This window comes from Acinetobacter sp. V2, from assembly GCF_001188385.1.
In the GTDB taxonomy this organism is placed as follows: domain Bacteria; phylum Pseudomonadota; class Gammaproteobacteria; order Pseudomonadales; family Moraxellaceae; genus Acinetobacter; species Acinetobacter oleivorans.
In genome coordinates this window covers 194,321-205,234 of sequence record NZ_JZFB01000005.1, presented here as the reverse complement: position 1 = coordinate 205,234, position 10,914 = coordinate 194,321, and the positions used below count along the sequence as shown (strand labels likewise).

The 10,914-nt window shown below is 39.6% G+C and carries 11 protein-coding genes and 1 pseudogene; 8 read left to right on the top strand and 4 right to left on the bottom strand.

The genetic code is table 11. The features are described 5' to 3' along the window. The 3 genes and pseudogenes from UC75_RS22005 to UC75_RS15560 form a co-directional block, all read left to right on the top strand. Positions 1-417: pseudogene (locus UC75_RS22005) on the top strand (tryptophan synthase subunit beta); the annotation flags it as partial. A 9-nt stretch (positions 418-426) separates the two neighbouring features. Further along, on the top strand, positions 427-939 hold the full coding sequence (locus UC75_RS15565) for a DUF1543 domain-containing protein (RefSeq protein ID WP_049838108.1): 513 nt from the start codon (positions 427-429) through the stop codon (positions 937-939). Positions 940-976: 37 nt separating this feature from the next. After that, on the top strand, positions 977-1,972 hold the full coding sequence (locus UC75_RS15560) for a DUF2804 domain-containing protein (RefSeq protein WP_049838107.1): 996 nt from the start codon (positions 977-979) through the stop codon (positions 1,970-1,972). A gap of 8 nt (positions 1,973-1,980) precedes the next feature. Here UC75_RS15560 and UC75_RS15555 read toward each other — a convergent pair whose 3' ends face one another. Beyond that, positions 1,981-2,856, bottom strand: a complete 876-nt coding sequence (locus UC75_RS15555) for a metal-dependent hydrolase (RefSeq protein ID WP_049838106.1) — start codon at positions 2,854-2,856, stop codon at positions 1,981-1,983. Between the two features lie 120 nt (positions 2,857-2,976). Here UC75_RS15555 and UC75_RS15550 point away from each other — a divergent pair, with 120 nt between their 5' ends. From UC75_RS15550 to UC75_RS15530, 5 genes are all read left to right on the top strand, one after another. Beyond that, positions 2,977-4,026 carry an AraC family transcriptional regulator gene (locus UC75_RS15550; protein ID WP_013196865.1) on the top strand — a complete coding sequence of 350 codons (1,050 nt, stop codon included), beginning with the start codon at positions 2,977-2,979 and terminating at the stop codon, positions 4,024-4,026. A gap of 246 nt (positions 4,027-4,272) precedes the next feature. After that, positions 4,273-5,076: a tryptophan synthase subunit alpha gene (gene trpA / locus UC75_RS15545; RefSeq protein WP_049838105.1), complete on the top strand. Its 804-nt coding sequence runs from the start codon at positions 4,273-4,275 to the stop codon at positions 5,074-5,076. Next, on the top strand, positions 5,073-5,969 hold the full coding sequence (gene accD / locus UC75_RS15540; RefSeq protein WP_049838104.1) for an acetyl-CoA carboxylase, carboxyltransferase subunit beta: 897 nt from the start codon (positions 5,073-5,075) through the stop codon (positions 5,967-5,969). The genes trpA and accD overlap by 4 nt, the downstream gene beginning before the upstream one ends. Continuing rightward, positions 5,966-7,252, top strand: coding sequence for a bifunctional tetrahydrofolate synthase/dihydrofolate synthase (gene folC / locus UC75_RS15535; protein ID WP_049838103.1), 1,287 nt, complete (start codon positions 5,966-5,968; stop codon positions 7,250-7,252). Before accD ends, folC begins: the two co-directional genes overlap by 4 nt. Beyond that, positions 7,243-8,301 carry an SPOR domain-containing protein gene (locus tag UC75_RS15530; protein WP_049838102.1) on the top strand — a complete coding sequence of 353 codons (1,059 nt, stop codon included), beginning with the start codon at positions 7,243-7,245 and terminating at the stop codon, positions 8,299-8,301. The genes folC and UC75_RS15530 overlap by 10 nt, the downstream gene beginning before the upstream one ends. Positions 8,302-8,329: 28 nt before the next feature. Here the strand turns inward: UC75_RS15530 and UC75_RS15525 are convergent, their stop codons facing one another. The 3 genes from UC75_RS15525 to UC75_RS15515 form a co-directional block, all read right to left on the bottom strand. After that, positions 8,330-8,908 carry a dual specificity protein phosphatase family protein gene (locus UC75_RS15525; RefSeq protein WP_049838101.1) on the bottom strand — a complete coding sequence of 193 codons (579 nt, stop codon included), beginning with the start codon at positions 8,906-8,908 and terminating at the stop codon, positions 8,330-8,332. Beyond that, positions 8,905-9,717, bottom strand: a complete 813-nt coding sequence (locus UC75_RS15520; RefSeq protein WP_212771777.1) for an MBL fold metallo-hydrolase — start codon at positions 9,715-9,717, stop codon at positions 8,905-8,907. The genes UC75_RS15525 and UC75_RS15520 overlap by 4 nt, the downstream gene beginning before the upstream one ends. A 232-nt stretch (positions 9,718-9,949) precedes the next feature. Then, entirely contained in the window at positions 9,950-10,591 is a 642-nt protein-coding gene (locus UC75_RS15515; protein ID WP_049838099.1) for a peroxiredoxin, read from the bottom strand. Positions 10,592-10,914: the final 323 nt, after the last annotated feature.

Genomic DNA, 10,914 nt, shown 5'->3' with positions numbered 1-10,914 from the left:
TTTGGTATTGAAACTGGTAAACACTCTGCGCCGTTAAATGCAGGCCATGTGGGCGTATTGCACGGTAACCGTACTTACTTAATGAGTGATGAACAGGGCCAGATTATTGAGACACATAGTATCTCAGCAGGTCTTGATTATCCGGGTGTTGGTCCTGAGCATAGCTTCTTGAAAGATATGAAGCGCGTAGAATACGTGCCGATTAATGATACAGAAGCTTTGCAAGGTTTCCGTGATTTAACCAAAATCGAAGGGATTATTCCTGCACTTGAAAGCTCGCACGCAATGGCATACGTTTCTAAGCTTGCACCAACAATGTCTAAAGATCAGATTATTATTGCAACTGTTTCAGGTCGTGGTGATAAAGATTTAATGACAGTTGCACGCATTGATGGCGTAGAAATGGTCGAGATGTAAGAGGATACAATGCCAAGTTTGTTTATGGTGATGTTAGGCGGGCGTCATGCACGTGCTAATACAGAAGTTCATGATGTAGTCATGGCTATAGGAGATACTTTGGAAGAAGTTTATCCTCAACTTAAACAGGCTTGGTTTGGTGAAGCTCAAGGATTACATATTGATGCTTGGGCCAAGCTCTCTGGTGTTAGCTCTCAAGGGCAAAAGTATCAAGTTCATTTTACAGATGCAGCACCCAAACCAGATGATTTAAAATTATATTTAATTAATCTGGGTGGATATAATGCTCGTGAATTCGGTGAACTTCACCGTTATGAGTTTGTAGTTGCACCAAATGCTGTCGTTGCAAAACAATTAGGTAAACAATTTATAGATCAACAGTGGCAAAAAGCACACACAGATCGAGTCATTGATATTGATGACTGCTTAGCTATAGATTGTGTAGCAGGGCGCTATATTCATTTAATAAAAGGCGATTTTGCTGCAACAATTTGGGAAAATACGTATTTGACCGTGGTATAGGTCATTTGAAATCTAATATTCATATGGAAGTGGGTAAATGGATTTAATTCAAGAAAATGGACAGCCTCGCTACGGGCGTTTTGAATCTGTACCGTCAACCATTCACGTACAACATTATATTTATAAAAACCCTTATGGTAAGGTCTTAAAAGGCTGGCGTAAGCAACTAAAATATAAAAAATTTAAATTCTGCGGCATTCAACATAAACACTATAGTATTGGTCTGGCAATTGCAGATATCGGTTGGGTCGGGCACGGTTTTTTCTATATTTATGATCATGAAACTCAGCAGGTCATTGAGTGGAATGCAATTCAGCCTTTGGGGCATAAAACCTATCTTGATGAACAGCCATTGTTTAATCAAAGCTATTTTTCTAAATCGCCTTATCAGTTTGATATCCAGCATGCCAATGGCGTGCGGTACATTCGAGTGACTAAATATGGTGAGATCCAACTTAGCGCTCGGATTTTTTGTGCTGGAACCGATATATTAAGCTTGTGTACACCAACAGGAATTAACGGTTGGACCTATACCCAAAAGCAGACCACGCTTGCTGTAGAAGGGATGTTTATTAATAAACAAAATCAAGTCGTCCAATTTGATGAAAAGACATTTGCATCTCTAGATGATACGTGTGGTTTTTTGCGACCTGAAACAGCTTGGTTCTGGCTTTCATGTAATTTCTGGGATGAGCAAGGGCGGCGTATTGGTTTAAATTTAGCTTCAGGTGTTAATGAAAGCTTTGGTAATGAAAATTGCTTATGGATTAACGGAGTTTTATTTCCACTGACTGATGTTTTATTTGAAAAAGTAAATGATGAGCTTTGGCAAATTAGCTCTCTAGATCAAAAACTTAATCTACAAGTGAATATTGGTTGGTGCCGATACGAAAATATTAATTTAAGAATGATTGGAAGCCAGTTCAATCAGTGGCAAGCTAAAATTAGCGGCACGATTGAGCATGAGGCAACCGATATAATCAATTGCAATGAGCAATACGGTTTACTAGAACAACATTATGCAAAATGGTAACAAGCAGGTTATAAACCTGCTTGCCAAAATGCTTCACCAGCTGCAATAGGATCATTGGTCTTTTCGAGTGTTTCAATCCAGACAGGATATTGACGAATGACCGGATGCTGACTTGGATGAAAATCTTTTTTAAACCAATCTAAATATTGGCTTTTCATGGCTGTTAATGTGCCATTTTTACCAAAGAACCAAGGTAAGCCTTTAAGGCTCATTAAGAGTCGTTCTCTAGAACTAAAACCATCACATTTCAACATGATGTTGGTGCGATAGAGTGTAAAACCAAACATGAGTACTGTTGTAAGAACCAATACAAATCGACGAGTCGATTCAGGAACTTCGCCTACTTGTTTCATGACATCAAAAGCAACATCACGATGCTCCATCTCTTCAATGGCATGCCAAGCAAACAGCGCTCGGACATACGGGTGAGCATTTTCCAAAGTTTTTCTATTGCTATAAAACGTTTCTGCCATTAATGCAGTTAAATGTTCAGCTGCTGCTGTCATTGCAATATTGTATTGCGGTGAGCGTTTGGTGAGTTCAAAACGAAAAATTCTTTTTAGTGTAGCTGTGAATTGGTCAACAGGCATACCTTGTTCTTTCATGAGCTGATTCATTTTGTCATGAGCAATACCGTGTTGAGCTTCTTGTTTAATAAAGTCCACCACTCGTTTTTGTAGTTCTGGATCTTCAATTTTGTCACGGAACATACGAACACATTCGATAAAATAACGCTCTCCATCAGGGAAGGTTAAGCTGAGTGCATCAAACATACGAGTCAAAAAAGGATCATTATTAAACCAAAAGCGAGGCGCTTCGTTTAAGTGAAAATCTAGATCTTTACGAACTACTGGCTCGACTTGATAAGAAACATGTGCGTTCATATTTTATTTCTCGCATCTAACTTGTTTATTAGTATGTCGCGGCTGGTCGGCTTTGTTTTGACAGTTATTGCCAATTTTTATACAGTTTGCGACAAGATGGCAGTAAAAAAAGGATGAGCCATGCAGGATTTTACGATTTCAAATGGGTATTTTTACCTTTGGAATACTTACTTAAAAGAAAGGGAAATGGACTGGCAGGCATTAAATCTGACGGATGTTCAGGCCCGCCAAGTTCAAAATATTTTAGCTTCGTCTATTGATGCTCAATCATCTTTAAATTTTTTTCTTGAGCTTTTAGAGCTAACCGAATCTCAGCTACAAGTTTCCAATTTAGCCTTGGAAATGGCCACTTGCATTACACCTGCCAATTTTGGAGTGTTGGGTTATATGGCATCCCGAAGTGGCAGTTTTGCCGAGGTTCTTGAATATATTATGAAGTTTCATCGTCTGGTGATTGACGGTGAGCAAGTTGTGCCTATGCAAATTGAGCAAGATGCTTCAAAAATTCGTTTGTATTGGCCATTGGTTGATGACAGCAATATCATACTTTGTGAATTGACTTTGGCCGCGATGGTGCAGCTTGCTAAACAAATAGCCCCACTACATGATTTTCTCTTGCAACAAGTTGAGTTCGTGCACCGTGCACGTGGTCCGTTAGTGCACTATCAGCGTTTCTTTCAATGCAAATTATCATTTGAAAAACCTTACTATGCATTAACTTTTGCAAGTGAGGGACTAAGTATTCGTCCTCAGCATGCAGACCCAACCTTAATGCAACTTTTAGTGAAACAGGCAGAAGAAGCATTAGCTCAGCGTAAAATACATACAGATTTAGCTCAGCAAATACATTGGATCGTCCATGAATATTTTAAGCAAAGGCAGCAGGCCCCTAAAATAGAAGATATTGCCATCGAGTTGAATATTTCAGTACGAAGTTTGCAACGTCAGCTACAGTCATTAAACACTTCATTTAAATTAATTTTAGATGCGGAGCGTATGAGACGCTGTGAGATATTACTTAACCAAAATGCCAGCCTCACTTTAATTGCTGAGCAATTGGGATATTCGGACCAGTCAGCACTTGCACGTGCCCATAAAAATTTGACAGGACAAACCCTATTAGCAAGAAAAAGACAATTACAGCTAACAAATAAAAATGCAATAAAATAGCCTTTCTGTGACGATTTTCTATTCAGATGACGATCTAATAATGGCTCGAAAATAGGAAGCTTTGATCATTGAGAAAAGTTTCAAAATATTGATAAATGTACGCCATGGGTTGTATGAATCATACAATCGAATATCGCCATAACGTTAGACCTGTTCAATGGACAAAAAATAGCGTTAAAATGCGATGTTCTTGTATTTCTACAAACAACTCCTCAATTTTAAATAATTCAAGGAAAGCACAACCCTATGTCACGTCTTGCCACCCGTTTTGAAAAGCTTAAGTCCCAACAACGTAAAGCGCTTGTATCTTATGTCATGGCGGGTGATCCACAACCGCAAGTAACAGTTCCGTTACTGCATAAAATGGTTGCGGCAGGAGTAGATGTCATTGAGCTTGGTTTACCATTTTCAGATCCAATGGCCGATGGTCCAGTAATTGCGCTTGCAGCTGAACGTGCGCTTGCGGCAGGGACTAACACATTAGATGCTCTTAATATGGTAAAGGAGTTCCGTGAACAGGATCAGGATACACCTGTTGTTTTAATGGGTTATCTAAATCCGGTTGAAGTTATTGGTTACGAGAAGTTTGTTTCTCATGCGAAAGAGTGTGGTGTAGATGGCTTATTACTGGTGGATTTACCGCCAGAAGAGTCAAAAGAGTTTGGGGCTGTGTTGAAACAACATGACATGGATCAAATCTTCTTGCTCGCACCAACTTCTACAGACCAACGCATTCAACATGTGGCAAATCAGGCAAGTGGATTTATCTACTATGTTTCACTTAAGGGTGTAACGGGAGCCGCAACACTAGATACGGCAGAAGCTGCTGCACGTATTCAAAAAATCAAAAATGCCACTGATATTCCAGTAGGTGTTGGTTTTGGTATTAGTGATGCTGCTTCAGCAAAAGCAATGGGTAGCGTTGCTGATGCGGTGATTGTAGGTAGTGCTTTCGTTAAAAATTTTGCAACGTTGGCAGCGGATGACGCTGTTGAACAGACGGTGAATAAAGTCAAGGAGCTTCGAGCAGCGCTCGATGAGTTAGTATGAATCAAGAAGTGAAATCAGGGAAAGTTCTTAGCCCTTCGACACCATGGACAAAACGTCCGGTTCCAGGTATTGAAGTCGCAAATGAGCAACAAATTCTCAAAGCAACATTTACTGAGCCAACGATTGAATGCCCTGAATGTCATGCTCTAGTGACACGTACAGCAATCTCTTTCAATGCGTATGTTTGTCCGCAGTGTGATGAACACTTACGTATGAAAGCTCGTGATCGTTTGAACTGGTTCTTCGACAATGTAGTAGCAGAATTAGGGCAAGAATTTAGCGCGAAAGATCCGTTAAAATTTGTCGACACTAAGCCATATCCAGATCGTATGCGTGAAGCGCAAACCAAAACTGGTGAAACGGAAGCCTTAATTGCCATGCAAGGTAATTTAAATGGCGTAGATATGATTGCATGTGCTTTTGAGTTCGACTTTATGGGCGGCTCTATGGGTACAGTTGTAGGCGACCGTTTTGTTCAGGCTGCTGAACTTGCTATTGAAAAACGTCAACCATTGATCTGTTTCGCAGCTTCTGGTGGTGCACGTATGCAAGAAGGTATGCTATCCCTTATGCAAATGGCACGTACTTCAGCGGCGATCCAAAAGTTAAAAGATACAGGTTTACCTTATATCGTGGTGTTAACACATCCTGTATATGGCGGTGTAACAGCTTCTTTAGCAATGTTGGGTGATATTCATATTGCTGAACCTAAAGCGATGATTGGCTTTGCTGGTAAACGTGTAATTGAGCAGACTGTACGTGAAACGCTAGAAGAACCGTTCCAACGTGCTGAATATTTGCTTGATCATGGTGTAATCGATCAGATTGTTCATCGTCATGCTTTACGTGATACTGTATCTCGACTTGTATCGAAATTGATGAACTTACCTTGAATCAACAAGCTCCACTTTCAATAGACTCTTTAGATACATGGCTCAATTATTGGAGCCATGTTCACGTTACAGGGATAGATCTTGGTCTGGAACGTGTAATTCCTGTTGCAGAAAAACTGGGTGTAACTCAGCCTACTGCTAAAGTTTTTACAGTAGCCGGAACGAATGGTAAAGGCTCAACTACAACCACACTGGCCGCGATATTAAACGCACAGGGTTATAAAGTTGGGTTATATCAGTCACCGCATATCTATCGCTTTAATGAGCGAGTCAAATTAGGTGGAGTTGAAGTCGATGATCAAAGTCTGATTGATGCTTTTGTTCAAGTCGATCAGGCTCGTCGCGATTGTGATTTAAGCTTATCTTTTTTTGAAGCAACCACTTTGGCTGCTTTTGTCATTTTTAAACAACAGCAATGTGATGTATGGGTGCTCGAAGTTGGTTTGGGCGGACGCTTAGATGTCGTCAATGTAATTGATCCCGACGTTGCAGTTATTACTAATATTGGCCTAGATCATACTGACTGGTTGGGCGATACCATCGAAAAAATTGCTTTTGAAAAAGCAGGCATTATTCGTCCACAAATTCCGGTTGTCTTTGCTGGTGAACAAATTCTACCTCAAGCAATCCAAGATAAAGCAGAAAGTACGCAAGCAGACTTATATGCCGTTAATCGTGATTATTTTTATAAACTCGCCGATGATGGACAAAACTGGTACTTTGCCTCAGAAGGAACTGCTTTAAAGCTTCCCTTAGGTCATTTAGCCATTGAAAATATTGCGGGAGCGGTTGCCGCTATTTTAAATAGCGGACTTGAAATCTCTCAGTCAGCATTAGAAAAAAGTATTCAATCTGCACATTTAGCAGGACGTTTTGAGCAGCGTCAAGTGGAGGGGAAAACGGTAATTTTTGATGCCGGACACAATCCACATGGTGTTGAATTTTTGTTAAAGCAATTGCGAAATTTCTTAGAATACAATAAACAGTACACAGAAGTTGTCGCAGTATTTTCAATGCTGGCAGATAAAGATATAAAATCAGTAGTCGATTTATTGAAACCTACTGTTTTACATTGGAAAATTGCTGAGTTGAATGTGCCGCGTGCTGCACCGATTCAGCAACTCAATGATGCCTTGCAAGGCCAGACAGTACAACAATATGGCAATATCAAAGAGGCTTTTAAATCAGCGCTTGAGCAAACAAATAACAATCAGCTGATTTTGGCCTGTGGTTCGTTTCATACTTTAGAAGCGATTTGGGAGTATTTGGAAGAATGTCAATGAATAACAAACAACGCTGGATGGGTGGTGTTGTTTTACTGGGAGGTGGTGTTTTATTGGCAGCATTACTTCTAAAAGGAAATGAGGAAATAAAACAGGTTGAAGTTCAACCACCCGCATCCACATCGCCAAAAACTCAAACTAAGCCAAAGCAAGCAACCGAAGGACAAATGGTACAACTACAGCCTCTAGCGGTTGATGTTGAAACAGAAAAACGTTTGTTAGAAGAACAGCGCCGTTCGCGTGAAAAAGCGGTTGCTGAGCAAGAAGCACGTGCAGCTGAGTTTTTAGCAATGCAGCAGCAAGCTGAAGCTGATGCTGCTCGTAAAGCCGCAGCAGAGTACGCTGCGATTAATGCACGTCGTACAGCTGCTCAAGAAAGTTCAGATAATATTCCACCAGAGTTAGTGGGTGAGGCGAAAGCTAAAAACCAGCAAACTAATGTGGCAAATAAAACAACTGATACTTCAAAAATAGATGCAGACAAAAAAGCAGCTGAAGCAAAACGCCAAGCGGAAGCTGATAAGAAAGCAGCTGAAGCAAAACGTCAGGCAGAAGCTGATAAGAAAGCAACTGAAGCAAAGCGCCAAGCAGAAGCCGATAAGAAAGCAGCTGAAGCAAAACGTCAAGCGGAAGCTGATAAGAAAGCAGCTGAAGCAAAGCGTCAGGCAGAAGCCGATAAGAAAGCAACTGAAGCGAAACACAAAGCAGAAGCTGATAAGAAAACATCAGAGGCTAAGCGTAAAGCAGAAGCTGATAAAAAAGCTGAGGCTGAAAAAGCGCGTGAATTGCTGGAAAATGGTGATAAAAAGTGGATGGTGCAAGTTGCATTGGCTGCTAACCAAGCAAATGCAGATGCAGTTGTTTCTAAATTACGAGCTAAAGGCTATAAGGTAACTACGAGTCAAACTAGTAAGGGAATCCGTATTATGGTAGGACCTGCGAAAGACCGTGATACAGCAGATGCGGCCCGTAAGAAAATTACTTCTGATTCAAGTTTAAATATGAAATCGGCTTGGGTTATTGATTGGGTGCCATTAGATCAGCGTTAATCTGATCTAAGGTTTACTCAAGATGTAGTTAAGATGGATTCGACAGTTGCTGTTGAATCCATTTTACATTTTCAGGGGTGAATAAACGGTCAATATTCTTCCAAATAATATGATAGCCATAACCACCTTGCTTCATTTCTTTAACCGCATCATCAATTGCCCAATTTTCAAAAATAATGCGATACATCGCAACGCTGGCGCCTGTACGGTCTGAACCATGGTAGCAGTGCAATAAAACACGTTGATTACTCTGTTTAGCAATTTTAATTTGCTGCATGACTTCTAATAAATCTTGTCGATTAATTGCCCATGTGTTGATAGGAATATGCACAAGATTAAAATTTTCATTTTTAAAAACTAAAGTATCTGCGTCTTTGGCCCGTAAATTAATAATCGTTCCAATTTGATGATTCTTTAATTCTGAAATCATTGCAGCACTAGGTTGTTCACTGCGAAAAACATCATTACTAATTTGATAAAAGTTATGGTTTTGAGAGACTAAAGTGCCCCAGTCTTTTGGTCGTTGCTCATGAGCAATACTTTCATGCTGCATACATCCTTGTAAATTTATACAGATGAGAAGTGTGATGAGCGATAATTTTTTCATGTTTGATACCGATTAAGCTCATAAGGATCATGAGCACAAATAATTTCAATCGTTGGCTCATGTTGAGCTAAATGCTGTAAGCGTTTGAGATTAACAAGGCGTTGCTCATTATCTTCTGCAAATGTTTTTTCCAGCACACTGAGTGATCTTAATTTATTTTTAGGGTTTAACTCTAGATGTGAGTAGTATGCATCCCCACAAAATAATAACCATTGATTTTGTTGCTTTATAGCAATACCACAATGTCCAGCTGAATGCCCCAATAGAGGCACCATTAAAATTTCATCTTGGAACAGAGGGAAGCCTTTTACTTTTTCGAGGTTAAACCAAGCTTCACCTTGCTGGTATTCAACAAAGTTCCAGTAGCGATGATCTTTATATTGATTGGTTCTATAACGAAGTTTGCCCTTAAAATTTGGAAGTTGGGCTGCGTTATATTCTGCAGCTAAAACATGCACAGTGGCATGTGGAAAATCTGAAATTCCACCTGCATGATCAAAATCAAGATGAGTGACAAAGATGTGCTGTACATCCTTCGGATTAAACCCGAGCTTTTGAATTTGCTGAATAGCACTAAACTCAAGGTTAGGCTCAATTTTACCTAAACGTTTAACTAATGAGCCTAGGCGTTGTTTCATATGTAAATAATCTTGCAAGCCAAAGCCTGTATCAATAAGCACTAAGCCTCGATCAGTTTCAACCAGAAGGCAATGGCAGACCACTTCAGCCCGAAAGCCTTTTTGTCCAAAGAGTGGGGCGCAAACTGGGCACATGCTGCCACACTTTAAATGATGAATTTTATAGATCATGATTTTTATTTTTTATACCGAATCGCTTCGAGTTATAACTGATCTGAGCACTAAAAACCATGTGTATTCAATACATAAATAAAAAAGCCATCGCGTTGGATGGCTTTTTAAGGCTGGAAAATTTACTTATTTTGCTTGAGATTTACTGCGCGATTGGCTTATTTGCAGCCTTCTGATGCCTGCCTACGCGCTTCGCTTGTCTTGCGCTTCGATTAAAGCCTTTTAAAAGGCTTTAATCTTGCTCAGGCTGTGGTGTTAGGCGTAAATAAGGTTTAACCGCTGTATAACCTTTAGGGAAGCGTTGTTTAATTTCTTCTTCATCTTTAAGTGATGGCACAATAACGACATCTTCACCTTGCTGCCAGTTCGCAGGTGTAGCGACTTTATGCTTGTCAGTTAATTGTAATGAATCCACAACGCGTAAGACTTCATTAAAATTTCGGCCCGTCGAAGCAGGGTAGGTAATGATTAAGCGAACTTTTTTATTCGGATCAATAATCACTAATGAGCGCACTGTCAGAGTTTCGCTGGCATTAGGGTGAATGAAACCATAAAGCTCAGATACTTTACGGTCTTTATCTGCAATGATTGGAAAGTTTACAGTTGTGTTTTGTGTTTCATTAATATCGTTGATCCAGCCCTTATGAGACTCTACATCGTCTACTGACAAAGCAATCGCTTTAACATTACGCTTCGTAAATTCATCTTTTAATTTTGCTGTATAACCTAACTCTGTTGTACATACTGGCGTATAGTCGGCTGGATGTGAAAATAAGATTCCCCAACTATCCCCTAAAAAATCATAAAAATTAATTGGGCCTTCACTCGATTCTTGTTGAAAATCGGGGGCAGTGTCTCCTAATCGTAGTGTCATGATCGTTCCTCAATTGCTCATAATTTGTTATTCGATTGAATGAATATGCAGCATTTACTTTATGATTAAAATTATTGTTTTTGTATTTTATTATGAAATTTTTATATAAGTGTAAATATATATGACTAAAACTCATTATTTTAAGTGCTTAATCAATGTAACTTTAAGGTAAATTTGCTAAATTAGATTTCTCGGAAGTTATGCTTAATAGATGAGCGTTAATGGTGCTTTTTAGGTGCCAGATACATTAAGGGGGACTAGATGAATGAAATACCATTCATCTAACTATCAGATTTTTTTTAGGGGTTTTGTGCAAACCCCTT

What these genes read in the sequence shown, in the direction of transcription:
- UC75_RS15565 (WP_049838108.1), top strand. Translation starts at nt 427, where the DNA reads ATGCCAAGTTTGTTTATGGTGATGTTAGGCGGGCGTCATGCACGTGCT.
- UC75_RS15560 (WP_049838107.1), top strand. Translation starts at nt 977, where the DNA reads ATGGATTTAATTCAAGAAAATGGACAGCCTCGCTACGGGCGTTTTGAA.
- UC75_RS15555 (WP_049838106.1), bottom strand. Translation starts at nt 2,856, where the DNA reads ATGAACGCACATGTTTCTTATCAAGTCGAGCCAGTAGTTCGTAAAGAT.
- UC75_RS15550 (WP_013196865.1), top strand. Translation starts at nt 2,977, where the DNA reads ATGCAGGATTTTACGATTTCAAATGGGTATTTTTACCTTTGGAATACT.
- trpA (WP_049838105.1), top strand. Translation starts at nt 4,273, where the DNA reads ATGTCACGTCTTGCCACCCGTTTTGAAAAGCTTAAGTCCCAACAACGT.
- accD (WP_049838104.1), top strand. Translation starts at nt 5,073, where the DNA reads ATGAATCAAGAAGTGAAATCAGGGAAAGTTCTTAGCCCTTCGACACCA.
- UC75_RS15530 (WP_049838102.1), top strand. Translation starts at nt 7,243, where the DNA reads ATGTCAATGAATAACAAACAACGCTGGATGGGTGGTGTTGTTTTACTG.
- UC75_RS15525 (WP_049838101.1), bottom strand. Translation starts at nt 8,908, where the DNA reads ATGAAAAAATTATCGCTCATCACACTTCTCATCTGTATAAATTTACAA.
- UC75_RS15520 (WP_212771777.1), bottom strand. Translation starts at nt 9,717, where the DNA reads ATGATCTATAAAATTCATCATTTAAAGTGTGGCAGCATGTGCCCAGTT.
- UC75_RS15515 (WP_049838099.1), bottom strand. Translation starts at nt 10,591, where the DNA reads ATGACACTACGATTAGGAGACACTGCCCCCGATTTTCAACAAGAATCG.